25 protein-coding genes are annotated in these 24,142 nt (G+C 46.7%); 23 read left to right on the forward strand and 2 right to left on the reverse strand.

Annotated features, from left to right (window positions below):
- Positions 1–4: 4 nt before the first annotated feature.
- The 23 genes from HQ865_RS02170 (at position 5) to HQ865_RS02280 (ending at position 22,417) form a co-directional block, all read left to right on the forward strand.
- Positions 5–1,708, forward strand: a complete 1,704-nt coding sequence (locus HQ865_RS02170; RefSeq protein WP_173413310.1) for a tetratricopeptide repeat protein — start codon at positions 5–7, stop codon at positions 1,706–1,708.
- Positions 1,709–1,799: 91 nt separating this feature from the next.
- The gene (locus tag HQ865_RS02175; protein ID WP_173413311.1) at positions 1,800–2,171 is read left to right on the forward strand and encodes an NADH-quinone oxidoreductase subunit A; all 372 of its coding nucleotides are present in this window, start codon (positions 1,800–1,802) and stop codon (positions 2,169–2,171) included.
- A gap of 203 nt (positions 2,172–2,374) precedes the next feature.
- Positions 2,375–2,917 (forward strand): NADH-quinone oxidoreductase subunit B, encoded by a 543-nt coding sequence (locus tag HQ865_RS02180; RefSeq protein WP_173413312.1) that lies wholly within the window; start codon positions 2,375–2,377, stop codon positions 2,915–2,917.
- Positions 2,918–3,421, forward strand: a complete 504-nt coding sequence (locus HQ865_RS02185; RefSeq protein WP_173413313.1) for an NADH-quinone oxidoreductase subunit C — start codon at positions 2,918–2,920, stop codon at positions 3,419–3,421.
- A gap of 3 nt (positions 3,422–3,424) precedes the next feature.
- Positions 3,425–4,636: an NADH-quinone oxidoreductase subunit D gene (locus tag HQ865_RS02190; protein WP_173413314.1), complete on the forward strand. Its 1,212-nt coding sequence runs from the start codon at positions 3,425–3,427 to the stop codon at positions 4,634–4,636.
- Complete coding sequence (locus HQ865_RS02195; RefSeq protein ID WP_173413315.1) at positions 4,629–5,162, forward strand: NADH-quinone oxidoreductase subunit NuoE family protein; 534 nt, start codon at positions 4,629–4,631, stop codon at positions 5,160–5,162. Before HQ865_RS02190 ends, HQ865_RS02195 begins: the two co-directional genes overlap by 8 nt.
- Before the next feature lie 116 nt (positions 5,163–5,278).
- The gene (gene nuoF, locus HQ865_RS02200; RefSeq protein WP_173413316.1) at positions 5,279–6,643 is read left to right on the forward strand and encodes an NADH-quinone oxidoreductase subunit NuoF; all 1,365 of its coding nucleotides are present in this window, start codon (positions 5,279–5,281) and stop codon (positions 6,641–6,643) included.
- A gap of 137 nt (positions 6,644–6,780) precedes the next feature.
- Positions 6,781–7,791, forward strand: a complete 1,011-nt coding sequence (locus tag HQ865_RS02205; protein WP_173413317.1) for a 2Fe-2S iron-sulfur cluster-binding protein — start codon at positions 6,781–6,783, stop codon at positions 7,789–7,791.
- Positions 7,791–8,834: an NADH-quinone oxidoreductase subunit NuoH gene (nuoH, locus tag HQ865_RS02210; RefSeq protein WP_173413318.1), complete on the forward strand. Its 1,044-nt coding sequence runs from the start codon at positions 7,791–7,793 to the stop codon at positions 8,832–8,834. The genes HQ865_RS02205 and nuoH overlap by 1 nt, the downstream gene beginning before the upstream one ends.
- Positions 8,835–8,843: 9 nt before the next feature.
- Complete coding sequence (locus tag HQ865_RS02215) at positions 8,844–9,341, forward strand: NuoI/complex I 23 kDa subunit family protein (RefSeq protein ID WP_173413319.1); 498 nt, start codon at positions 8,844–8,846, stop codon at positions 9,339–9,341.
- 63 nt (positions 9,342–9,404) lie between these two features.
- Positions 9,405–9,914: an NADH-quinone oxidoreductase subunit J family protein gene (locus tag HQ865_RS02220; RefSeq protein ID WP_173413320.1), complete on the forward strand. Its 510-nt coding sequence runs from the start codon at positions 9,405–9,407 to the stop codon at positions 9,912–9,914.
- On the forward strand, positions 9,898–10,227 hold the full coding sequence (nuoK, locus tag HQ865_RS02225; protein WP_173413321.1) for an NADH-quinone oxidoreductase subunit NuoK: 330 nt from the start codon (positions 9,898–9,900) through the stop codon (positions 10,225–10,227). The genes HQ865_RS02220 and nuoK overlap by 17 nt, the downstream gene beginning before the upstream one ends.
- Before the next feature lie 222 nt (positions 10,228–10,449).
- Positions 10,450–12,369 carry an NADH-quinone oxidoreductase subunit L gene (gene nuoL, locus HQ865_RS02230; protein ID WP_173413322.1) on the forward strand — a complete coding sequence of 640 codons (1,920 nt, stop codon included), beginning with the start codon at positions 10,450–10,452 and terminating at the stop codon, positions 12,367–12,369.
- Positions 12,366–13,856 carry a complex I subunit 4 family protein gene (locus tag HQ865_RS02235; protein WP_173413323.1) on the forward strand — a complete coding sequence of 497 codons (1,491 nt, stop codon included), beginning with the start codon at positions 12,366–12,368 and terminating at the stop codon, positions 13,854–13,856. The genes nuoL and HQ865_RS02235 overlap by 4 nt, the downstream gene beginning before the upstream one ends.
- 28 nt (positions 13,857–13,884) lie before the next feature.
- The gene (locus tag HQ865_RS02240) at positions 13,885–15,267 is read left to right on the forward strand and encodes an NADH-quinone oxidoreductase subunit N (RefSeq protein ID WP_173413324.1); all 1,383 of its coding nucleotides are present in this window, start codon (positions 13,885–13,887) and stop codon (positions 15,265–15,267) included.
- Positions 15,268–15,321: 54 nt separating this feature from the next.
- Entirely contained in the window at positions 15,322–15,978 is a 657-nt protein-coding gene (locus tag HQ865_RS02245; protein WP_173413325.1) for a DedA family protein, read from the forward strand.
- An 18-nt stretch (positions 15,979–15,996) separates the two neighbouring features.
- Positions 15,997–16,542 (forward strand): inorganic diphosphatase, encoded by a 546-nt coding sequence (locus tag HQ865_RS02250; protein ID WP_173413326.1) that lies wholly within the window; start codon positions 15,997–15,999, stop codon positions 16,540–16,542.
- Between the two features lie 9 nt (positions 16,543–16,551).
- Positions 16,552–17,895 carry a hemolysin family protein gene (locus HQ865_RS02255; RefSeq protein WP_173413327.1) on the forward strand — a complete coding sequence of 448 codons (1,344 nt, stop codon included), beginning with the start codon at positions 16,552–16,554 and terminating at the stop codon, positions 17,893–17,895.
- A 12-nt stretch (positions 17,896–17,907) separates the two neighbouring features.
- Positions 17,908–18,615 (forward strand): 16S rRNA (uracil(1498)-N(3))-methyltransferase, encoded by a 708-nt coding sequence (locus HQ865_RS02260; RefSeq protein ID WP_173413328.1) that lies wholly within the window; start codon positions 17,908–17,910, stop codon positions 18,613–18,615.
- Positions 18,616–18,617: 2 nt separating this feature from the next.
- Entirely contained in the window at positions 18,618–19,277 is a 660-nt protein-coding gene (locus tag HQ865_RS02265) for a DUF4159 domain-containing protein (protein ID WP_173413329.1), read from the forward strand.
- A gap of 4 nt (positions 19,278–19,281) precedes the next feature.
- Complete coding sequence (locus HQ865_RS02270) at positions 19,282–19,779, forward strand: biotin/lipoyl-containing protein (protein WP_173413330.1); 498 nt, start codon at positions 19,282–19,284, stop codon at positions 19,777–19,779.
- 300 nt (positions 19,780–20,079) lie between these two features.
- Positions 20,080–21,705, forward strand: coding sequence for a hypothetical protein (locus tag HQ865_RS02275; RefSeq protein ID WP_173413331.1), 1,626 nt, complete (start codon positions 20,080–20,082; stop codon positions 21,703–21,705).
- Positions 21,706–21,970: 265 nt separating this feature from the next.
- Positions 21,971–22,417: a hypothetical protein gene (locus HQ865_RS02280; RefSeq protein WP_173413332.1), complete on the forward strand. Its 447-nt coding sequence runs from the start codon at positions 21,971–21,973 to the stop codon at positions 22,415–22,417.
- Positions 22,418–22,420: 3 nt separating this feature from the next.
- Here the strand turns inward: HQ865_RS02280 and ispF are convergent, their stop codons facing one another.
- Positions 22,421–22,903: a 2-C-methyl-D-erythritol 2,4-cyclodiphosphate synthase gene (gene ispF / locus HQ865_RS02285; RefSeq protein WP_173413333.1), complete on the reverse strand. Its 483-nt coding sequence runs from the start codon at positions 22,901–22,903 to the stop codon at positions 22,421–22,423.
- A gap of 3 nt (positions 22,904–22,906) precedes the next feature.
- On the reverse strand, positions 22,907–24,103 hold the full coding sequence (gene porV / locus HQ865_RS02290; protein ID WP_237073727.1) for a type IX secretion system outer membrane channel protein PorV: 1,197 nt from the start codon (positions 24,101–24,103) through the stop codon (positions 22,907–22,909).
- Between the last annotated feature and the right edge of the window lie 39 nt (positions 24,104–24,142).

Here is a 24,142-nt window from a genome sequence, read left to right on the forward strand (position 1 = left end):
AGCCATGAAAATGATTAAAAGAGTAGCGATGTCGGTAACGGCACTGGTATTTATAGGTTCATCAGTTTTTGCGCAGAGTCTTGCCGACGCCAAAAAAGCTATTGACGCCGAACAATATCAGAAAGCTAAAACGATGCTTAAAAACCTGACTGTAACACAACCAACCAGCGATGAGAACTGGTTTTACCTGGGTTGGGTATACATTAAACAGGATTATGCTGATTCTGCAAAAACTGCCTTTAACAAAGGCATTGCCATTAATCCCAAAACAGCCCTTAACTACGCTGGTTTAGGCGCGGTGGCCCGTTTGGATAAAGACCAGGCCGGTGCAACCAGTAACTTTAACCAGGCCCTGGCCAATGCCGGTAAGGATACTAAACCATACCTGTATGTAGGTAAGGCTTACCTGCTGATGGTTCCGCCTGCTAACATTGTAACCCAGGCCAATGCCGACGCGGCTATTGCTGTATTGGAAAAAGGTAAAACCGTTAACACTAAGGTAAAAGATGCCGAGTTGATGGTAACTTTAGGTGATGCTTATGTATCGCAATTAAAAAGCAGCGAGGCTTACAAAAACTATTCAGACGCGCTGGGTGCCGATCCCAAATCGCTGACCGCTAACGTGGCTGAAGGTGTTTTATGGCGTTTGGCCAACAACTGGGAATCGGCTGCTAACCAGTTTAAAGCTGCCTTAGCTATCGATCCTAACTACGGCCCTGCTTATCGTGAGTGGGCTGAAACTGACCTGCGCCAGGCTAAAAACGAACTGAAAGTTGCTAAAGAAAAAGTAATGGAAGGTGTGGAATACTACAAAAAGTACCTTAGTCTGACAGACATGTCGTTAGAATCGCAATTGCGTTATGCCGACTTCCTGTACAATGCCGGTGATTTTAAAGCCCTGCAGGAACTTGCTGCCAACTTAAGTAAGTATGCCAACAGTAACCTGCGTGTTTACCGTTACTTAGGCTATTCGGCTTCAGAGAATAAAGATTATCCTGCAGCTATATCAGCTTTAAACAAATGGATTAGCGCTGCCGGTGAAAAACGTATCCTGGCTACCGATTACCTGGTTTTAGGTAAAGCGCAGTTAGGTGCAGGAGATACTTTAGGTATTGCTAACTTAAGGAAAGCGTACCAGATGGATACAACTAAGGCCGATGTGTTTTTAGAGATAGCTAAAAGTGATTTGGATAGGAAAAAATACTTAGAGGGCGCACAAGCTTATCAGGATTATTTTGATAAGTCGCACAAAAGCACCCTGCAGGATAAGTTTTTGCAAGCAAGGGCATACTTCTCAGCGTTTACGCGTGCACCAGAAGGCTCAAAACCAGATAGCGCCTTATTGACTAAGGCTGATACCGGTTTTGCCATTGTAAGTATAAAATTAGGCAAACCATTTGCGGCTGCTGTACAGTATAGGGCTTATATTGCGGATATGAAGGACTTAGACCGTAATAATATTAAGGGTTTGGCTAAGCCTTATTACGAACAGCTGATATCTCTTATAACAGCTAAACCGGCATTAACCGATGTGGATAAAAGAGATCTTGCAGAAGCGTATGCTTATTTAGCTGCGATTTATGAATACAAGGACAAGGATGATGCTAAAACTTTGGAGGCTTATACAAAGGCTAAAGAGTATGATCCGGCTAACAAACAGGTAGTAGCGTACTTCTCGCGCAAACCTGCGGCTAAGACAACCAAGTAAAAACTATCAATTTAGATACAAATGGAAAAGCTTCCCGGTAACCATCCCGGGAAGCTTTTTTTATAAAAAGTACATTACTATATTTGCGCCCATGGAAGCACAAAGCACGGCAATTAACTATTTGCCAATTATTATACAAATGCTGGTAGCCGCCGGTTTTGCCGTTGGCACCATGTTTGCCACGCACTACCTGGGGCCTAAGCGCCAAACTAAAGATAAACTGACCCCGTTCGAATCGGGTGTGGAAGTGGTTGGTAACGCGCGTACGCCTATATCTATCAAGTACTTTTTGGTGGCTATATTATTTGTGCTTTTTGATGTGGAGGTAATATTTATGTATCCGTGGGCGGTGAACTTCAGGGAGATGGGTGTGAAGGGTTTGGTAGAGATGTTCATCTTTATGGCTACCCTGTTATTGGGCTTCATCTATATCCTGAAAAAGAAAGCGCTGGACTGGGATTAATTAGCCCCACCCAAACCCTCCCCAGGGGAGAGGGCTTTTGAAGTCTCCCCCTTTGGGGGGAGATTTAGAGGGGGCTGAGCTAAGATTGTTTAGACTGATTCTAAATATCTTCGCCTTATCATAGTGTACTTTTAACAACGTTTAATTATTGTAAATTTGCCCGTCAGTTTTTTAGCACTGACGGCTTTATTTGTTCAATAACAATGAGTGATATTCAAATTGTTAACGCCCCCGCAGGTGTAGAAGGCCAGGGCTTTTTTGCCACAAAGCTTGATGAAGCGGTGGGTTTAGCCCGTTCATACTCGTTATGGCCACTGCCATTTGCCACCTCGTGCTGCGGTATCGAATTTATGGCTACTATGGCATCTCACTATGATCTGTCCCGTTTTGGTGCCGAGCGTTTAAGCTTTTCGCCACGCCAGGCCGACCTGCTGATGGTGATGGGTACTATATCTAAAAAAATGGGCCCGGTACTGCGCCAGGTTTACCTGCAAATGGCCGAACCACGTTGGGTAATGGCTGTTGGTGCCTGTGCGTCAAGCGGTGGTATATTTGATACTTATTCGGTTTTGCAGGGTATAGATGAGGTGATACCGGTGGATGTTTACGTTCCCGGATGCCCGCCACGCCCCGAAGCCATTATCGACGGTTTTATGCAGATCCAGAAGCTGGTACAGACCGAAGAGCGCCGTCGCCGCGATACGCCAGAATATCAGAAATTATTAGCATCATACGGTATCCAGTAAATGAGCACGATCAGTAACGAACAGATCATCGAAGCTATCGCCGCTAAATTTGGCGATAACGTAAAAACAGAAGGCGAACCTTACGGCCTGCTTACCGTAGAGACCGGTCGCGAACAGATCATCGATCTGCTTAGCTTTCTGAAAAATGATGCCACTTTAAAATTCGGCTTCCTTACAGATATCACTGCTATCCATTATCCTGAAAGGGAGAAAGCGATAGGCGTGATCTATCACCTGCACAGCCTGCAAAACAACATCCGCATACGCATAAAAGTATTTGTTGCCGATGGTGATGTGCATGTGCCTACCGCCACCGTGCTGTGGGATGGTGCCAACTGGATGGAGCGTGAGACCTACGATTTTTTTGGCGTTGACTTTACCGGTCATCCCGATTTGAGAAGAATATTAAATGTTGACGACATGACGGTTTTCCCGATGCGACGCGAGTTCCCGCTGGAAGACCCTAACCGTGTTGATAAAAAAGATTACTTTTTCGGAAGATAACAAATGCATAACCACCCTGTATTTACAGACAACGATCCGCAAAGCGAACTTTCTACCCTTAACCTGGGGCCAACGCACCCGGCCACGCACGGCGTGTTCCAAAATGTGTTGCAGTTGGATGGCGAGCGTATTGTAAGCGGTGTATCAACCATTGGTTACATCCACCGGGCATTTGAAAAAATTGCCGAACACCGCCCGTTCTACCAGATCACCCCGCTGACCGACAGACTGAACTACTGCTCGTCGCCCATTAACAATATGGGCTGGCACATGACGGTAGAGAAACTGCTGAACATACAATTACCAAAACGTGTTGATTACATGCGTATCATCGTGATGGAACTGGCGCGTATAGCCGACCATATTGTATGTAACGGTGTATTGGGTGTGGATACCGGCGCTTTTACGGGTTTCCTTTATATGATGGAATTCCGTGAGGCTATTTATGAGATATATGAAGAGATATGCGGATCGCGACTGACCACTAACGTGGGCCGTATAGGCGGTTTTGAACGCAATTTCAACGAGATATTTTTCCGCAAGACACGCAAGTTCTTAGTGGATTTCCCGCCTGCACTGGCCGAATTCGAGAGCCTTTTCAACCGTAACCGTATCTTTATCGACCGTACCAAAGGTGTGGCCGAGGTTACTGCCGAAACTGCGCTAAGCTATAGCTGGACAGGCCCGCTGCTGCGTGCTGCCGGTGTAGATTATGATGTGAGAGCCATGAACCCGTACTCATCATACCAAGACCTTGACTTTGAAGTACCCGTAGGTACTACTGGCGATGTTTACGACCGCTTTTTGGTACGTAACGAGGAAATGAAGCAGAGCATGCGTATGATAGAGCAATGCCTGAAACTGGTAGAAAAAGAAGACCCGACCATCTTCCACGCTGATGTGCCGGCCTATTACCTGCCGCCGAAAGAAGAAGTTTATAACAACATGGAAGCGCTGATCTATCACTTTAAAATAGTGATGGGCGAGGTGGAAACCCCGGTTGGCGAGGTATACCACTCGGTAGAGGGTGCCAACGGCGAACTGGGTTTTTACCTGGTTAACGATGGCGGCCGCTCCCCGTACCGTTTGCATTTCCGCAGGCCAAGCTTTATCAATTACCAGATGTACGCGCCAATGAGCCGCGGCATGCTGTTAAGCGATGCCATTATTAACATGAGTAGTTTAAACATTATAGCCGGAGAGTTAGATGCTTAGAGTTGAAGATACTACCCAGCAACATGAACCGGTAACCTTTAGCGCCGAACTGACCGCTAAATTTGCCGATATAGTAAGCCGTTATCCGCAGGGTAAACAAAAATCGGCGCTGCTGCCTATACTGCACCTGGTGCAGGCCGAATATGGCTGGCTGAGCGTGCCCGCTATGGACAACGTTGCTGCTTTTTTAGAGATATTACCTATTGAAGTTTACGAAGTAGCCACTTTTTATACCATGTACTTTATGCGCCCGCAAGGCAAATATGTATTAGAAGTTTGCCGTACCGGCCCTTGCGAGATAGTTGGTGCCGGCAAAATAATGGACTACATTGAAAACAAGCTGGGTGTTAAAGAAGGTGAAGTTACCGCTGATGGCTTATTTAGCTGGAGAGGTGTGGAGTGTTTAGCCGCCTGCGGTTACGCCCCTGTTTTACAGATAGGCCCTGAATATACTTTCTACGAAAATTTAACAGAGCAATCGGTAGATCAGTTAATTGGCGATCTGAAAGCAAAAGCGAAGAATTAAAAATCAAATGGTCATCCCGAACTTGTTTCGGGATCCCACACGGCAGGCAAATGCGAGTGGGATGCTGAAACAAGTTCAGCATGACAGGTAAAATAAATTAAAAAAACAGCGTAACGATGGGACGCAAATTATTATTAGAACATATCAACGTACCGGGCATCAACACTTTTGATGTTTATCGCCAAAAGGGCGGATATCGCGCTGTTGAAAAGGCTTTGAAAACGCTTGCCCCTGCCGATATTGTAGAGGAAGTGAAAAAGTCGGGCTTACGCGGTCGCGGCGGCGCGGGTTTCCCTACCGGTATGAAGTGGAGCTTTTTGGCTAAACCCGAGGGCGTAGCACGTTACCTGGTTTGCAATGCCGACGAATCGGAACCGGGCACTTTTAAAGACCGTTACCTGATGACCTACATCCCTCATGCTTTAATTGAGGGGATGATCGTATCGAGCTTTGCGCTGGGTGCCAATACATCGTACATATATGTTCGCGGCGAAATGATGCCGCAGATCCGCATACTGGAAAAAGCCATTGCCGAAGCCAAAGCTGCCGGATTTTTGGGTAAAAATATACTGGGTACCGGTTACGACCTGGAGCTGTACGTACAGCCAGGTGGCGGTGCCTACATCTGCGGTGAAGAGACCGCCTTGTTAGAATCGCTGGAGGGTAAACGTGGTAACCCGCGTATCAAACCGCCGTTCCCGGCTATTGCTGGTCTGTATGGTTGCCCAACGGTAGTGAACAACGTTGAATCGATAGCTGCGGTAGTTCCCATCATTAACGATGGCGGCGAAGAGTATGCCAAGATAGGCGTTGGCCGTAGCACAGGTACCAAACTGATATCGGCTGGTGGTAACCTGCGCAAACCGGGTGTTTACGAAATAGACCTGGGTTTATCGGCCGAAGAATTTTTATATAGCGACGAATACTGCGGTGGTATAGCTAATGGCAAACGCCTGAAGGCTGTTGTTGCCGGTGGCTCATCGGTACCGATATTGCCTGCCAACCTGTTCCTGAAGACCGTTAATGGCGAAGCCCGCCTGATGAGCTACGAATCCTTAGCTGATGGTGGCTTTGTGAGCGGTACCATGCTGGGTTCGGGTGGTTTCATCGCTTATGACGAAGATCAGTGCATCGTTCGCAACACCTGGAACTTTGCCCGTTTCTATCACCACGAAAGCTGTGGCCAATGCTCGCCTTGCCGCGAGGGTACCGGCTGGATGGAGAAAGTACTGCACCGCCTGGAATATGGTCACGGCAAAATGAGCGATATTGACCTGTTGGTAGATGTTTCTAAAAAGATAGAAGGTAATACCATTTGTCCGCTGGGTGATGCGGCAGCCTGGCCGGTAGCCAGCGCCATCCGCCATTTCAGGGATGAGTTTGAGTGGCACGTAACACACGCTGGCGAAGCTACAACGCATAACTTTGGGTTGGCGCATTACGCTGATCCGCTGCCGAAGAAGGAAGAGAGCGTAGCGTAGTGCAGTTTTGTCATTGCGAGGAGCGTAGCGACGCGGCAACCGCGAACTATGCATAACCGCAATGTCCTATGAGATTGCCGCGCTATCGCTCGCAATGACATAGTAGATCGATAAAAGAAAAACTTTGACTAAGAAAAATGTCAGATAAACATAAAGTTACCATAGACGGAATAGCCATTGAGGTAGATGCCGGAACAAGCATCCTGAATGCCGCGAGGCTGATAGGTGGCGACGTTGTTCCACCTGCTATGTGCTATTACTCTAAACTGGAAGGCAGCGGCGGTAAATGCCGTACTTGTTTGGTGCAGGTAAGCAAGGGTTCGGAAAAAGACCCGCGCCCTATGCCTAAGCTGGTAGCCAGCTGCCGTACCACCGTAATGGATGGTATGGAAGTGAAGAACATCACATCGCCCGAAGTTATTGAGGCGCGCAAAGGTGTGGTGGAGATGCTGCTGATCAATCACCCGCTGGATTGCCCGGTATGCGACCAGGCCGGCGAATGCCACCTACAGGATCTGGGCTATGAGCACGGTGCAGCCAAAACCCGTTACGAATTTGACCGCCGTACATTTGAGAAGATCGATATCGGCGATAAGATCCAGCTACACATGACGCGTTGCATCCTTTGTTACCGCTGCGTGTTCACTGCCGATCAGATCACAAATACCCGCCTGCACGGTATCCTTAACCGCGGCGACCATTCTGAAATTTCTACCTATATCAGCAAAGCTGTCGACAACGATTTCTCAGGGAACGTGATTGATGTTTGCCCGGTAGGTGCATTGACCGATAAAACTTTCCGCTTTAAAAACCGTGTTTGGTTCACCAAGCCTGTCGACGCCCACCGCGATTGCGACCACGAGAACTGCAACGGCAAAGTGACTCTGTGGTACAAAGGCGAAGATGTAATACGCGTAACTGCCCGCAAGGATGTTTACGGCGAAGTGGAAGAATTTATTTGCAATACCTGCCGCTTTGATAAAAAGAAAACCGCTGATTGGGTGATTGAAGGCCCGCGCCATATATCAAACAAATCGGTTATCAGCGCAAATCATTACGATACCCTGCGCCCGCTGCCGGTGGTGAAAACCAACCCACTGCTGCAGGAAGCCAATAAAGAACAGTTTGAACGAGACACACGCTTATAATGGGAGTATCAGAGTTAATAATTAAAGCAATATTGGTGGTGGTTATTTTCGCCATCAGCTTGGTGGTGGCTATGTACAGCACCTATGCCGAGCGTAAAATTGCCGCGTTTTTGCAGGATAGGGTAGGTCCTAACCGTGCTGGTCCGTGGGGATTATTGCAACCCCTGGCCGATGGTGGCAAGATGTTTATGAAAGAAGAAATTATCCCTACCCGTGCCAGCGGTTTCCTGTTTATTGTAGGCCCGGCACTGGCTATCATGACGGCCTGTATCGGTTCGGCGGTGATACCATGGGGACAAAAGATAGTTGCCGGTAACACGGTGATCGATTTGCAGGTAACCGATATCAACGTAGGTATCCTGTACATTTTCGGCGTGGTATCGCTGGGTGTATATGGTATCATGATCGGTGGCTGGGCATCAAACAACAAATACTCATTGCTGGGCGCTATCCGCGCGGCATCGCAAAATATCAGCTACGAGATCTCGATGGGCCTTTCTATCATCGCTTTACTGATGGTTACCGGCACCCTGAGCTTGAAAGAAATTGCCGAGCAACAACATGGCTGGCATTGGAACGTGATCTATCAGCCATTTGGCTTTTTGCTGTTCCTGGTGTGCGCTTTTGCCGAGACCAACCGTTCACCATTCGACCTGCCTGAGTGCGAGACTGAACTGGTAGGTGGTTACCACACCGAATATTCATCAATGAAACTGGGTTTTTACCTGTTCGCTGAGTATATCAACATGTTCATTTCATCGGCAGTAATGGCTACCCTGTACTGGGGCGGTTATAACTACCCGGGTATGGATTGGGTAACAGCGCACGTTGGCCCGGTTATCGGTCCGCTGATTGGTACGGCTGTATTGTTTGCAAAGATCTTCCTGTTCATCTTCTTCTTTATGTGGGTACGCTGGACCATCCCGCGTTTCCGTTATGACCAGTTGATGGACCTGGGCTGGAAGGCTTTGATACCTTTGGCTATCACCAACATTGTAATTACCGGTGCCTGGATCACCATTTACGATAAATTTTTTAAGTAATACACCGGCATGGAACCACTAAGTAATAAACGTAAAGTTTTAGAAGTAAAGCCACTTACCCTGGCCGAGCGCGCTTATTTGCCGGCTATATTAGGCGGCTTAAAGATCACCATAAAGCACTTTTTTAAAAAGCCGGTAACCATTAAGTATCCCGAAGAAAAACGCGAGTTCTCTGAGAACTTCCGCGGGATGCACTCGCTTAAACGCGATGAGAATGGTGCCGAACGCTGTACCGCCTGCGGCCTTTGCGCCCTGTCGTGCCCGGCCGAAGCCATCACTATGACGGCTGCCGAGCGCCAGAAAGGTGAAGAGAACCTGTACCGCGAAGAAAAGTACGCTGCCGTATACGAAATTAATATGCTGCGCTGCATCTTCTGCGGATTGTGCGAAGAGGCTTGTCCTAAAGAAGCGATATACCTTGATGGCGACATTGTACCATCGGATATGTTGCGCAAGGACTTTATTTATGGTAAAGACAAATTAGTAGAGGCGCCCTTAAATCAATAGAGAAGTTTTATACCTTTGCCCCGCTATTTGGCAGGGCCCAGGTAATTATAGATCAACCAAAAAATGAGTATATTTTACTTCATCGCATTTTTATCCATACTGTTTGCAGTATTGGTTATTACTGCCAAAAACCCGGTGCACAGCGTACTGTACCTTGTACTTACCTTTTTTACCATTACCATTCACTATATTTTGCTTAACGCGCAGTTTTTAGCTGTGGTGAACTTCATCGTTTACATGGGGGCCATTATGGTACTGTTCCTGTTTGTGCTGATGTTGCTGAACCTGAACGTAGATTCGGAACCTGCTAAAAGCAATATTGTAAAAATTGCCGGTGTTATTGGCGGTTGCTGCCTGTTGGCTACACTGTTCGGCGCGCTGAAGCTATGCGCGGTTTCAAAACCGGTAGTGCTTGATAACCCGGGCTTAGGTTTGGTGAAAAATTTAGGTAAAGTGTTATTCAACGAGTTTTTATTGCCTTTTGAAATATCGTCTATCCTGCTGTTATCGGCAATGGTGGGCGCGGTTTTATTAGCTAAAAGAGAAAAGCAGCCCGATGGAAAGTTTTTTTAATACGGTAAAGTACGTGCCGCTTAATCACTACATTATATTAAGCAGCATTTTGTTTTGCATAGGCGTTATTGGGGTATTAACCCGCCGCAACGCTATTGTGATCTTCATGTCGGTTGAGCTGATGCTGAATGCCGTGAACCTGTTGCTGACCGTGTTTTCGGTTTACCGTAACGATGCAGCCGGGCAGGTATTCGTATTTTTTATTATGGCCCTGGCCGCTGCCGAAGTGGCGATAGGTTTGGCCATCATTGTGATGATCTATCGTAACACCAGTTCGATAGATACGAATGTGCTGAATAAATTGAAATGGTAGTTAAATAAACTGTCATTGCGAGGAGGTACGACGAAGCAATCCCGTAGTACGCAGAGTAGATAAGCATGGCTACGAGATTGCCGCGCTATCGCTCGCAATGACAAGCTGAAAATAAAAACAAAACGTCATCCCGAACTTGTTTCGGGACCTCACACCGCTGGTAATAGCAAGTGGGATGCTGAAACAAGTTCAGCATGACACATTGAATAGAATAGTATAACAATGGATAAATATATCTGGCTTATTCCTTTATTACCGCTGCTTGGCTTCGTATTCAACGGGCTTGGCCGCAATGTGTTGTCTAAAGGCGTTATCGGCTTTATTGGTACCTTTATGGTACTGGTTGCCTTTGGTATCAGCTTAAGTACCTTTATGCAGATACACGAGACCGGCAAGGCTATCAATGTAACCCTGTTCCAGTGGATCAGTGCCGGTACCATGAAGGTGCCTTTCGCCTTTTTGGTAGATCAGCTGAGTTCTATCATGCTGCTCATCATCACCGGTGTAGGTACATTGATCCATTTATATTCGATAGGTTATATGCATGATGATGCGGGCTTCGGTAAGTTCTTCGCTTACTTAAACCTGTTCATCTTCTTCATGCTGCTGCTGGTGATGGGATCTAACTACGTCATCATGTTTATTGGCTGGGAAGGTGTAGGTTTATGCTCGTACCTGCTCATCGGTTTCTGGTATACTAATCCCGATTATGCCGATGCCGCTAAAAAGGCATTCATCATGAACCGTATAGGTGATCTGGGCTTCCTGATCGCCATCTTCCTGATGGTGAATATTTTTGGCAGTGTAGAGTTTGCACAGATATTCCCACGCGTACATTTAATGCCGCATGGCTTCTGGACCATCACCCTGGTAACCATGCTGCTGTTTGTGGGCGCTACCGGTAAATCGGCACAGATACCATTGTTTACCTGGCTGCCCGACGCGATGGCCGGCCCGACACCTGTTTCGGCCCTGATCCACGCGGCTACCATGGTTACCGCCGGTATTTATATGATAGCCCGCTCTAACATCTTATTTGTTTGGGCGCCGGTTACGATGGATGTGATCGCTATCATCGGTTTAGCTACCGCTTTATTTGCCGCGCTGATAGCCCTGACACAAACTGATATTAAAAAGGTACTGGCTTATTCAACCGTGTCGCAGCTTGGTTATATGTTCCTGGGTTTGGGTGTGGGTGCTTTTACAGGCGGCTTCTTCCACGTAATCACGCATGCTTTCTTTAAAGCCCTTTTATTCCTGGGTGCGGGTTCTGTCATCCACGCGGTGAGCGGCGAGCAGGATATGCGCAATATGGGTGGCCTGCGCAAAAAGTTGCCGGTTACCTTCGCAACCATGCTCATTGGTACCATCGCCATTGCCGGCATCCCTCCGTTTGCTGGTTTCTTTTCTAAAGACGAGATATTATCACATACATACGAACATAGCAAATGGATGTACGGCGTTGGTGTTTTCACCGCCATGCTGACATCGTTCTACATGTTCCGCCTGTTGTTCCTTACCTTCTTTGGTAAGTTCCGTGGCACGCACGAACAGGAGCATCACCTGCACGAATCACCTGCTACCATGACCATACCACTAATTGTTTTGGCGGTGCTGTCTATCGTTGGCGGTTTCATCGGTATCCCTGAAGTATTGGGTGGACATCACGCTTTAGGCCATTTCCTTGCACCGATATTTAAAGCCGGCGCGCCTAAGGAAGTTGCCGAATTACCGGTATCTATGGAAATGACTTTGATGGGCATATCTGTAGGCGTAGCCGTATTAGCATTAATATACGCTTACATTAAATATATCAGCAAAGGCGATCTGCCTGTTCGCGATGGCGAGGAGCGCAGCTTCCTGTCAACCTTGTCATACAAAAAATTCTATGTAGATGAGTTATACGATATGCTGTTCCGCAAACCACTGGATGCCGCGTCGGAGTTCCTTTATAAGGTAGTTGACAAGATGGGTATTGATGGTTTGGTGAATGGTATAGGCGCCGCGCCGGTTGAAGGCAGTAAGGGTTTGCGCCTGCTGCAAACCGGTAATGTGGGCTTCTATATATTTATGATGGTGCTGGGCATTATTGCCTTACTGGTTTATAGTTTTGGATTTACAGGTATACTGCATACAAAATGACGGTTTCTTTATTAATTTTTTTACCCCTGCTGGCTGCTCTTGCCCTTGTTTTTATTAAGAACGAGTCGGCAAAGTATGTGGCATTGTTTTTTGCTGTAGCCGAACTGGCCTTATCCGCATACTTCATTACCCAATATCACCCGGATGCTTCGGTACAGTTTGCTGTAGATCAGGCATGGATCCCGCAATTTGGTATCTACTTTAGTGCAGGGCTTGATGGTATCAACATTATACCGGTATTGCTGTGTACCCTGATGGTGCCGATAATTATCCTTACAACCTTTAAGCACGAGTATAATACCAACAGCAATATTTTTTACGCGCTGATTTTATTTATGCAAAGCGGCATGCTGGTGGTGTTCACCGCGCTTGATGCCTTTTTGTTTTATGTAGGATGGGAAGCCGCGTTGATCCCGATCTATTTTATATCGGCATTGTGGGGCGGCGAGAACCGGATAAAGGTTACGCTGAAATTCTTTATCTACACCTTCGCCGGTTCGCTGTTTATGCTGGCGGCTATTATTTACCTGTACACGCAAAACCCCGGCAAAACATTTGATATCCATGAACTGTATGGCCTGTTGTTGACGCCGAAAGCACAGGGCTGGATATTCTGGGCGTTCTTTTTAGCATTCGCTATCAAGATGCCGATATTCCCCTTCCATACCTGGCAGCCTGATACTTATACCGAATCGCCAAGCGCGGGTACCATGATGCTTTCGGGCATTATGCTGAAGATGGGTATTTTCGGTGTTATCCGCTGGCTGATCCCGATGGCACCGCAGGGCTTTAACGAATATTATCCTTACGCCATCACTTTATCGGTTGTTGGTATTGTATATGCCTCTATCATCGCGTTCCGCCAAAAAGACGGCAAGCGTTTGGTGGCTTATTCATCTATCGCCCACGTTGGTTTGATTGCTGCCGCCATCTTCGCCTGGAATGTGAACGGTGTGCAGGGTGCTATGATACAAATGCTAAACCATGCCATTAACGTAGTAGGTTTATTCTTTGTATGGGATATCATCAGTCGCAAACTGAATACCCGCGATCTGGGCCAGTTGGGCGGTATCGCTAAAAATTCGCCATGGTTCGCGGTATCATTCCTCATCATCACCCTGGGTACGGTGGCCTTGCCGCTGACAAACGGCTTCATCGGTGAGTTTTTACTGCTGAACGGCGTTTATTATTACAACATCAGGCTGGCTGTTGTGGCGGGTACTACCATTATATTAGGCGGTGTATATATGCTGCGCATGTACAAAAGCGTAATGCAGGGCCCAACCAACGACCTGACCATTACCTTTACCGATATTACCGGCAGCGAACGCCTGGTGATGGTAATCATCTGCGCGCTGATCATTGTGATCGGTATTTACCCGCAGCCGATCTTACACCTGTCGGAAGCTTCGGTTACCAACCTGATAGATTTAGTTAACAAGAAAACCGGGCCTATAGGCGCAGTGTCTGCTATCCCTGCTCACTAATTTGCCCCTTTGAATTAAAATATAAAGAATGAATACGCTGATACTCATATCTGTTTTACCTATACTGCTGTTGTACCTGGGCTTGTACAAAGCCAAAAACGCGCTGTTGCCTATTACCATTACCGGCTTATTAGTTGCCCTGGGTTTAGGTATTGCGCAATGGAATGCCGTTGCCGAACCTATTTACAGCGGCATGATGCAGTTTGACAGGTTCGCTATCGCGTTTTCGGGTGTTACGATACTGTCGACCGTATTGATCCTGATGCTATCAAAGGATTATTTCGAGCGGATCAGCGACCATGTGGCCGAATACTATGCCATCATCCTGTTCGCCCTTGCAGGGATCATCGTAATGGTATCGTACCATAACCTTACGATGCTGTTTATTGGTATCGAGATCATGTCGGTAAGCTTATACATATTGGCAGGTATCAAAAAGAACGATTTCGCATCAAACGAAGCTGCTTTAAAATACTTCCTGATGGGCGCGTTCTCTACCGGTTTCCTGCTGTTTGGCATTACGCTCATCTACGGTTCGGTAGGTTCGTTCGACCTGGATGTTATCCGCGACTGGGCCTTAACCCATACCAGCAAAACACCCGATGCCATGTTTTATACCGGCATTATGCTGATGATCGTTGGCCTTTGCTTTAAAGTAGGCGCCGCACCATTCCACTTCTGGACACCGGACGTATACGAAGGCGCGCCAACGCTGATCACCGCGTTTATGTCGACTGTTGTTAAAACTGCGGGCTTCGCAGCATTTTTAAGGTTATTTTCGGTTTGCTTTACTTCGATATCCGAAGTTTGGGTGCCGACCCTAATGGCCATCACTATCCTTACTTTATGTGTAGGCAATATCACCGCCCTGTATCAACATAGCTTTAAAAGGATGCTGGCATTTTCGAGTATCTCGCATGCCGGTTATATGTTGTTTGCTATTGTGGCTTTGGGGGCAAACTCGGGTAACTCGGTGTTTGTGTATGCCATCGCTTATTCGGTAGCATCGATCATTGCCTTCGCGGTATTGATTTTGGTTCAGCAGCAATCGGGCAACGATAATTTTGAGAGTTTCAACGGTTTGGGTAAAAGCAATCCGTTCCTGGCGCTTGTGCTTACTATCGCAATGCTGTCGTTGGCAGGTATACCGCTTACCGCGGGCTTTATGGGTAAGTTCCTGATGTTCTCGGGCGCTATGGCCAAAATGCAGATCTGGATGATCCTGATAGCGGTGGTAAATGCCATCATCAGCATATTCTACTATTTCAGGGTCATCGTGGCCATGTATTTCCGCAGCGCCGAGCGTACCGAACTGGCTATCCCGGGCTATTTTAATGTAGTACTGGCTTTATCGGCCATTATTACCTTAATAGTTGGTATATACCCCGGCTTTATTTCCAATCTTATTTAATATTAAGTATTGATTACAAATTAAATAATATTTGTAGTTTTACTTAATAGCCGAATGGAAAGTTTCTGGGAACACCTACACAATTTAACCGATGCCGATTCCATCATAAGTACGGGGGGATTTTACCTTTTGCTTATTGTTGTTTACGCAGAAACGGGCCTGTTCTTCGGGTTTTTTCTGCCCGGTGATTACCTGCTATTTTTAGCCGGACTGCTTTGTGCCACAGGTATTTTAGATGTACCGGTATATGTGCTCATCGGCTCGTTGATCGTAGCAGGCATTTTGGGCAATTATACCGGCTACTGGTTTGGCTACCGAACGGGGCCGCTGCTATTTTCAAAGAACGAATCCCTATTCTTTAAGAAACGTTATGTAACCATGGCCGAGGCCTTTTATGGGAAATATGGCGGCATGGCATTGGTTTTAGGCAGATTTTTCCCAATAATCAGAACTTTTGCACCTATCTTTGCAGGGGTTGTAAAGGTGGATATCAAAAAGTTCACTATCTACAATATTATTGGTAGCGTAGCCTGGGTGAGCATATTAACCTTAACCGGCTTTTTTTTAGGGCTTAAATACCCCAACCTGAAATACTACCTGCAATACGTGATACTGGGGCTGATCGTAGTAACCAGTATCCCGCTTATAATAGCATTTGTAAAGCGAAAGAGCTTCGGCAATGCAGGCGATGATAAAACAAATAAAGAGTAATAACATTTAATATAACGAATGAGCACACAACACCCATGGCACCAGGTATCGCCGGGCGAGGATATCCCGAATATAGTGAACGCGGTAATAGAGATACCCAAAGGATCGAAAGCGAAATACGAGATCGATAAAGATTCAGGCTTGCTGAAACTTGACCGTATATTGTTCTCATCGGTGATGTACCCGGCAAATTATGGCTTTATCCCGCAAACTTATTGTGATGATAAAGACCCTTTGGATATATTAGTACTTTGCAGCGCCGACGTTTACCCCATGTCGATGATCGAAGCAAAGGTGATTGGCGTAATGCACATGGTGGATAACGGCGAACAGGACGACAAGATCATCGCGGTAGCGAAGAATGATATGTCGGTAAATTATATCGACGACCTGAACGAACTACCGCCGCATGCCATGAAAGAGATCGTACGCTTTTTCCAGGATTATAAAGCCCTTGAAGGGAAAAACGTAACCATAGAGCACCTTTTAGGTAAGCCTTACGCGTATAAAGTAATTAAGGAAAGTCTGGCATTATACAACGAGACTTTCAAAGTTGAACAATAAAACAAATTAATGGACCACCCCGTCGACCTACACGTCAGTTTTTTTGAGATAATTGCTACCTTATTCCTTGTTGCACTGAACGGGTTTTTCGTGGCAGCCGAATTTGCCATTGTAAGGGTAAGGGGGTCGCAAATAGAATTGCAGATCAAATCGGGTAGTACAGCAGCTAAGCTGGCCCGCAAGATCATGCACAACATGGATGGCTACCTGGCGGCAACGCAGCTGGGTGTTACCATCGCCTCGCTGGGGCTTGGTGTAGTGGGCGAGGAGGTGGTTACCAAATGCATGCTCAGCCTGTTCGCGCTGTTTGGCGTGGTTATTACATCGCAGGCCATTATCACCACCAGCCATATCGTGGCGTTTGCCACTATCACCATATTCCACATTGTATTTGGCGAGCTGGCGCCTAAGTCGATAGCCATACAACGTTCGGTACGTACCACGCTGGCTGTTTCGCTGCCGCTGCGCTTCTTCTTTGTGGCCTTTAAACCATTTATCTGGTTATTGAACGGCTTCGCGACATTCCTGTTAAAGCTGATCGGTATCAACAATATCAGCGAGGAGGCGCACCATAGTTCAGAAGAGTTACAGTACCTGCTGGAACAAGGTAAGGAAAGTGGCGCGCTGGATAGTACCGAACACGAACTGATCAAAAACGTATTCGATTTTAACGAACGTGTGGTGAAAAACATCATGGTGCCCCGTACTAAAATATCGGGCATGGATATCGATACTACCCGCGAGGAATTACTGGAACTGATCATCACCGAAGGCTACTCCCGTATGCCGGTTTACCAGGATAGTATCGATAAGATCATCGGCGTGGTGCATGCCAAGGATATCTTACCGTTGTTGGTACGTAACGAGCATTTTGAGCTAAAGAACGTGATCCGTAAGCCCTACTTCATTCCTGAAACCAAAAAGATAAACGATCTGATGGCCGAACTGCAGCAAAAGCGCATGCAGATAGCCATTGTGCTGGATGAGTTTGGCGGTACGGCTGGTATGGTAACGCTGGAAGATATCGTGGAAGAACTGGTGGGCGAGATACAGGACGAATTTGACGAAGAAAAGCCAATTGTAGATAAAGTAAGCGACCGCGAATTTATAGTGAACGCCGTAGCATCTATTTATGATGTAAACAGCCACCTGCCGCACGACCTGCCCGAAGACGGCGACTTTGATACCGTAAGCGGTTGGGTGAGCGAGATCTTCGGGAAGATACCCGAAGTTGGCGAACAACGCGAAGCTGATGGCTACAATATCACCGTGCTGAAAAAATCAGACCAGAACATTGAATCTGTAAAGCTGGAGCTGCTGCTGAACGAAGAAGACGCGGTAGACCTGCATTAATTGTAGCCGGCCATGCACCTGTTCTACACCCCCGATATTAATCCCGATGCCCAAAACTGGTTTTTAACCGAGGAGGAGAGCAAGCACTGTACCCGTGTGCTACGCCTGGAAAAGGGCGATCAAATTAACCTGATAGACGGTAGGGGAGGATTTTATACAGCGACCATTTCCGATGCGCATCCCAAAAGAACCATCCTGCAAATTAATTCGGTAGTAACAGCATATGGCAAGCGCAACCATTATCTGCACATCGCGGTAGCGCCAACTAAAAATCTGGACAGGTTGGAGTGGTTTTTAGAGAAGGCTACCGAGATCGGTATAGATGAGATCTCGCTGATCATCAGCCAGCGGTCTGAGCGTAAAGAGGCCAAGGTAGATCGTTTGAATAAGATCATTACTTCGGCTATCAAGCAATCACTTAAGGCTTATCACCCGGTATTGAACGAGGCGGTTAGCTTCAGTAAATTCCTGTCGCAGCCGTTTGAAGGGCAAAAATTTATTGCTCATTGCATTGATGGAGAGAAAGCTGAAATAAAGGATACGCTGCAATTGAAAGGTAACTATTTAGTGATGATTGGCCCGGAAGGCGATTTTACCGAAAAAGAAGTAGCTGACGCTTTACAAAACGGATTTAAACCCATAACTTTAGGTGAAAGCAGGCTGCGCACCGAAACCGCCGCGCTGGAAGCCTGCTTTGAGATAAACTTTTTAAACCGCTAAGTATGAAATTAAGGTATGGGATAGCTTTGGTGCTGGTGTTTTGCCTGTTCACGGGTTTTCATGCCCCCTCATACCGGATGGCCAAGCTGAAATATAACGGCGGGGGCGATTGGTATGGCGACCGCACAGCCCTGCCCAATCTCATTAAGTTTTGCAACGAAAATTTAAAGACCAACTTCCAGGCCGAGGACGAGATAGTGGAAGCCGGAAGCGCCGAGGTGTTCAATTATCCGTTTATTTTTATGACGGGCCACGGCAACGTGATCTTTAGTGATACCGAGGCGCGCAACCTGCGCAAATATCTTACCGGCGGCGGTTTTTTGCATATCGATGATAATTATGGTTTAGACCAGTTTATCCGCCCGCAGATGAAAAAGGTATTCCCCGAATTGGATTTTGTGGAGTTGCCGGTGAACCACCCTATCTACCACCAGAAATATGATTTCCCTGCCGGATTACCCAAAATACATGAGCACGATGGCACCCGCGCGCAGGGCTTCGGCCTGATCTATAAAGGCCGCCTGGTATGCTTTTACACCTACGAGTGCGACCTGGGCAACGGCTGGGAAGATTTTGGCACCTACGCCAACGATACCCAGGAAGCCCGCCTTAAAGCCCTTAAAATGGGCGCTAACTTAATTCAATACGTACTTACCCAGTAAACATATGTACCGCATAAAAGTAAACGACAAGTTTGATTTTGAGGCCAAACGCAATAAAGGCGCACTAACCGTTAATGGCGAACAAGCCACTGCCGATATTCAAAAATTGGGTAAGCAAGGCTATCACCTGTTGCACAACAACGCATCCTACAATGCCGAGGTAGTTAGCTTTGACGCGGAAGGGAAAACTGCCGAGATAAAGGTGAACGGTAATACCTACCAGGTATCAGCACAGGATCAGTTCGATCTGCTGCTCGATCAGTTGGGGATGAGCAGCAAGGATAGCTCAAAGATCAGCGAGATAAAAGCCCCCATGCCCGGTCTGGTGCTGAAGATATTTGTAAACGATGGCGACGAGGTTAAAAAAGGCGATAACCTGTTTATACTGGAAGCCATGAAGATGGAGAACATCATTAAAGCTCCCGCCGATGTAACCATTAAAGCCACCAAAATAAAACCCGGTGATAAAGTGGAAAAAGGGCAGGTACTGATGTTGTTTTAGCGCGGTCTTTACGCTGATTAGGAAGTTTGTCATTTCGAACCCTTAGCGGGAGGGAAATAGCGGGGCAAGGGTGAGAAATCTTATACGATACGCTGAGTGGAAATGCATATCGTACAAGATTTCTCTTTCGCGCCAGTGCACATCCTCCCAGGCTCTATCGAAATAACAAACGGTATTTTGTTTCCAATCCCTAAAATTTGTTAAATCAGGCCGTTACAATTCAAAATACTAAATTTTTAGTTTATCTTGGGCTGATATTAAAACTTACCACACAAATTAAAGCGAACCCCGGCTTAATAGATGAACCTTAAATCCTTGTCGCAGTTTTTTGCAAAAGACAAATCGCACCGAATTTTAATTTTACTGGCTTGCCTGCTGGCCCTTGTTTTAGGTATACTTTCATGGAGCGTGCCGCCAGGCATCGACCCAGACCCATGCTGGGGCTTCCTTGTGATGGATGGCATCGCGAAGCACGCGCCCTGGAATACTTATATCACTGTCGATCCTTTTAATATCGCCAAAAATCATTACGAGTTTTTAGCCTGGTGGTCGCCGGGGCAATATTTGGTACCTTATCTATTTAAGTGCTTGTTGAATATCAATACGGCAAAAGCGGTAGCGGTTACCTTAATAGTGTGTAACGTATTGGGATTGACGGGTTTTTACAAACTTTTTACCCGCCTGGGTTTTAGCAGGCAGGTATCGGCAATTACCATTGCGTTTGTGGCCACACAGTTGTTTTTTGTTAACTCGTACGTATACTTTTTAGGAGGCGAGGTTTTGCTGTTTGCTTTCTTAGGTTGGTTTTTGTATGGCTGTTTCAGCATCGAAAAAATAACATGGCAGATATTGTTGTTTGTGTTTTTGGGCGGATTGCTGGGCTTCTTCGCCAAATCTTCAGTACTGTGGATGTTCGCTGCGGCGGTTGGTTGTATCTGGATAAATGTGGGTATGGCTGAAACAGGCAGCAGCCATAAGCCCTGGTATGATAAAACCACGCTGTGGGCATGGATACGTAACGGCCTTTTGCTGGCCATCCCTTTTGTGGCCGCCCTGGCTGTCATTTATGTAGGTTATATGTCGAAGGGAGATAACCCTACATCGGATACCGGCCCCTTGCTGGTGTTGCCCGAAACATTTGGCTATCCACTGGCCGCGCCAATTCTTTCAGGCTTTTCGGTTGATGAACTGGTGGATGGGTTGATCTATCATACCGATGCACCGATGGTCTCGTACCAGGCGGCTATTATGATGATCGTGATCTTCGCGCTCGCCTGCATCGCTTTCGTGGCCTTTATTGGCAAACTATCGCATAATAAGAAGTATCCTGTTGTGCTGATCTTTTTTTATGCGTTGGGCACTGCGTTTTTCAGTTATATGTATATCAGGCAGGCTACTATATCGTACGAGGGCCGGCACTTCCGCATGATAGCGATGTTGTTTATGCCGGGATTTGTTTACCTGTTGATGAAGACAAAGGTAAGCAGGATGGTATTTTTTGCGATGTGGATAGCGTATGCATACTTAAGCTTTAACTCGTTTAAAATACAATACGTAGCCAACCGCCAAACGGCTAAGGGACCGGTAACCGGCTTTGTTCAGCAGGTTTATGATCAGGCTACTATTGATGAGGTGGTAAGGCTTGATCATATGCATTATAACGACGCCATATTTGTATTCAACGGGCCGGATATTGCTATGGAGGTAAAGCAAAATCGCACCATTATTAATGATGACGACATGAACGAAACCGTATTTGCCAGTTTGAAGTATAGAGGTAAGGCGGGCACTATCTATATCATAACCCCAACACGCTACATCAAAAACGGCAAACTATCGGTGCTTACTAAAAGCTTTGTGGATTATCATCATTTTACCTACCGGCAAATAACGGCAGCGTATGGGATATCGGAGGCGAGAGAGTAAGCTATACGTCTCTCCTGTACTTTTTCATCATTTCATCCGTAGATTTCGTTTGTTCATTACGCACTTGTTGCCTGCCCCGTTCTATACCAGCTTTTACGCGATCGGGATACTCGTTCGTTTTCTCTGATAAGTTAAGATTATTATTGTGTTCTTTTCTGCCGTTCGTATGTTTGATGGTCATGAACTAATTTAAGAATTATTAACATTTATTTATGGAATAACGCTTCGCTGCACATCATCATGTTAATATTGAACCCGATTTAACATGAAGGCATTTTTAACCATTATTCTATTATCAACTATCGCTAAAGCCACTTTTGCGCAAAGCGATACCGGGTATTTATTAAAAGCGGTTAAAGGCCCCATCATATATCGGGCCACCAACAAAGCCGTAACTGATACAAACAAAGGAAAGCGCCTGATTATATGCGGCCCCAGCCGCGGACGCCTGATGAGTGCCGTTACTGTGATATTTGTTCGGAATAAGCTAATTTATAAGTCGGATACAGGCAGGAACAACGGGGGGGTGCTGGGCGGTTTAAACCCCCAACTAATTGCAAAAGTGAATGTATTGAATGGGATGCAGGCAGCTTCCAGATATGGCGATATTGCAAGATACGGGACGATTGAGATATCTATCGATCCCATGAAGAACCGTCCGGCGTACCGCGAACTTAAAAAACAAATAGAAGAGGCAATAGCCAATAAGTAAAACTTAAATCCGCTCTATCAAACAAACCGCATAAGCCACAACACCCTCTTCACGGCCAATAAAGCCCATTTGCTCGTTAGTGGTAGCTTTGATAGAGATATCCTCCTCGCTGATACCTGCGGCTTGTGCGATGTTGGCTTTCATGGCAGGTACATGCGGGTTTACTTTTGGCGCTTCCAGGCATATCATGGCATCGATATTGCCAATGGCCCAGCCTTTTTCCTTCAGCATTTCCATGACATGCTGTAACAGCACCAGGCTGCTGATGCCTTTCCAGCGGTCGTCGGTATTTTTAAAGTGATAGCCGATATCGCGCAGGTTGGCCGCGCCCAGCAGGGCATCGCAAATGGCATGCAGCAATACATCGGCGTCTGAGTGGCCGTATGCGCCAGATGTGTGTTCCAGCTTAACGCCGCCCATTATGAAAGGATGGTTTTGCCTTAGTTGATGTACATCAAACCCAAAGCCTACTTTTATTTTAGCCATTAATTACTTGTCGGATGATTTTTGTCCGCCAAAGTTAATCGATACCGAGAAGCGCAGGGTATTTGATAGCGGACTTTTTTGCTGATTGGCTGCCAGGTACGAAAAATCGATATTAAATATATCGTATTTAAAGCCGGCGCCCATGGTTAGATATTGCCTGTCGCCTTTGGTGGGGTTCTCGTAAAAGTAACCTACACGCAGGGCAAATTGTTTATTGTAACGATACTCTAAGCCAGGTGAATAGCTGATCTCGCGCATTTCTTCGGCAAAGCCGCCCGGCGCATCGCTGAACGAACCGAAGATGCCGGCAGGTACCGAACGGTTATCGTCTGTACCGCTGATGATATTGCCGCTGTTATCGCGGATGGGTGGGGTAGGTACCAGCAGTTTGTTAACATCCATGGTTAGCGTAAAATCGTTGTACTCGTCGATAAACCAGGTATTGGCCACGCCCATTTTTAAATTGGTAGGCAAAAAGTATTTCACCCCGCCATCCGAATAGCTGATCTTGGTGCCGATGTTTGAAATATTAACACCAAAGGCAAAAAGCGCGTCGTTACCAAATTGCTGGCCCGGCCTTTTGTAATACATAGAAACATCTGCAGCTACGGCATTGGCCGGTTTGGTTTGCTGGCTGCCGGTAAAAGCCCCGTTTGAAAGATTTGAGTGGATGTAACGACCGGTTAAGCCCAGCGATAGGTTTTCGCCAAAAGACCGGGCAAATGAAACATCGAATGAAAACTCGGAGGGGCGATATGTGCCCTGGTCGTTTTGATTAGCGTCAATTAACTGGATAGCCCCCAGGTTAAAATATCTTAACGACGCGCCGATGGCGTTACGGTCGTCAACCTTACGGGCAAAGCTTAAATAAGCCAGCGATACATCGGGCACCAAACGGCGCAGCCAGGGGCTGTATGACAGGCCGAGGTTATTATCGCCATCGATAAAAGCCAGTTTAGCCGGGTTCCAGTAATTAGCATTTACATCGGGCGATAACGCCACGCCGGCATCGCCCATAGCTCCCGAACGCGAATCGGGTGCTATACTTAGGAAAGGCACGCCGGTTACAATAGCGTTTGAACTGCTACCGTTGGTATTTGTACCGGTAGGCCCAACCACCTGTGCCCGCAGGGTTAATGGCAGCATAACAGCTACAAATGAACCTGCCCTTAGAAAAAACGTGGAAAATATCTTCATCATTAACCCGTATCAGTTTAATCAATGCTAATGTATCGTATC

It is taken from the genome of Mucilaginibacter mali, assembly GCF_013283875.1.
Taxonomy (GTDB): domain Bacteria; phylum Bacteroidota; class Bacteroidia; order Sphingobacteriales; family Sphingobacteriaceae; genus Mucilaginibacter; species Mucilaginibacter mali.

Bases quoted from the DNA above. Each gene is read 5' to 3' on its own strand.
- HQ865_RS02170 (WP_173413310.1), top strand. From the start codon at position 5: ATGAAAATGATTAAAAGAGTAGCGATGTCGGTAACGGCACTGGTATTT.
- HQ865_RS02175 (WP_173413311.1), top strand. From the start codon at position 1,800: ATGGAAGCACAAAGCACGGCAATTAACTATTTGCCAATTATTATACAA.
- HQ865_RS02180 (WP_173413312.1), top strand. From the start codon at position 2,375: ATGAGTGATATTCAAATTGTTAACGCCCCCGCAGGTGTAGAAGGCCAG.
- HQ865_RS02185 (WP_173413313.1), top strand. From the start codon at position 2,918: ATGAGCACGATCAGTAACGAACAGATCATCGAAGCTATCGCCGCTAAA.
- HQ865_RS02190 (WP_173413314.1), top strand. From the start codon at position 3,425: ATGCATAACCACCCTGTATTTACAGACAACGATCCGCAAAGCGAACTT.
- HQ865_RS02195 (WP_173413315.1), top strand. From the start codon at position 4,629: ATGCTTAGAGTTGAAGATACTACCCAGCAACATGAACCGGTAACCTTT.
- nuoF (WP_173413316.1), top strand. From the start codon at position 5,279: ATGGGACGCAAATTATTATTAGAACATATCAACGTACCGGGCATCAAC.
- HQ865_RS02205 (WP_173413317.1), top strand. From the start codon at position 6,781: ATGTCAGATAAACATAAAGTTACCATAGACGGAATAGCCATTGAGGTA.
- nuoH (WP_173413318.1), top strand. From the start codon at position 7,791: ATGGGAGTATCAGAGTTAATAATTAAAGCAATATTGGTGGTGGTTATT.
- HQ865_RS02215 (WP_173413319.1), top strand. From the start codon at position 8,844: ATGGAACCACTAAGTAATAAACGTAAAGTTTTAGAAGTAAAGCCACTT.
- HQ865_RS02220 (WP_173413320.1), top strand. From the start codon at position 9,405: ATGAGTATATTTTACTTCATCGCATTTTTATCCATACTGTTTGCAGTA.
- nuoK (WP_173413321.1), top strand. From the start codon at position 9,898: ATGGAAAGTTTTTTTAATACGGTAAAGTACGTGCCGCTTAATCACTAC.
- nuoL (WP_173413322.1), top strand. From the start codon at position 10,450: ATGGATAAATATATCTGGCTTATTCCTTTATTACCGCTGCTTGGCTTC.
- HQ865_RS02235 (WP_173413323.1), top strand. From the start codon at position 12,366: ATGACGGTTTCTTTATTAATTTTTTTACCCCTGCTGGCTGCTCTTGCC.
- HQ865_RS02240 (WP_173413324.1), top strand. From the start codon at position 13,885: ATGAATACGCTGATACTCATATCTGTTTTACCTATACTGCTGTTGTAC.
- HQ865_RS02245 (WP_173413325.1), top strand. From the start codon at position 15,322: ATGGAAAGTTTCTGGGAACACCTACACAATTTAACCGATGCCGATTCC.
- HQ865_RS02250 (WP_173413326.1), top strand. From the start codon at position 15,997: ATGAGCACACAACACCCATGGCACCAGGTATCGCCGGGCGAGGATATC.
- HQ865_RS02255 (WP_173413327.1), top strand. From the start codon at position 16,552: ATGGACCACCCCGTCGACCTACACGTCAGTTTTTTTGAGATAATTGCT.
- HQ865_RS02260 (WP_173413328.1), top strand. From the start codon at position 17,908: ATGCACCTGTTCTACACCCCCGATATTAATCCCGATGCCCAAAACTGG.
- HQ865_RS02265 (WP_173413329.1), top strand. From the start codon at position 18,618: ATGAAATTAAGGTATGGGATAGCTTTGGTGCTGGTGTTTTGCCTGTTC.
- HQ865_RS02270 (WP_173413330.1), top strand. From the start codon at position 19,282: ATGTACCGCATAAAAGTAAACGACAAGTTTGATTTTGAGGCCAAACGC.
- HQ865_RS02275 (WP_173413331.1), top strand. From the start codon at position 20,080: ATGAACCTTAAATCCTTGTCGCAGTTTTTTGCAAAAGACAAATCGCAC.
- HQ865_RS02280 (WP_173413332.1), top strand. From the start codon at position 21,971: ATGAAGGCATTTTTAACCATTATTCTATTATCAACTATCGCTAAAGCC.
- ispF (WP_173413333.1), bottom strand. From the start codon at position 22,903: ATGGCTAAAATAAAAGTAGGCTTTGGGTTTGATGTACATCAACTAAGG.
- porV (WP_237073727.1), bottom strand. From the start codon at position 24,103: ATGATGAAGATATTTTCCACGTTTTTTCTAAGGGCAGGTTCATTTGTA.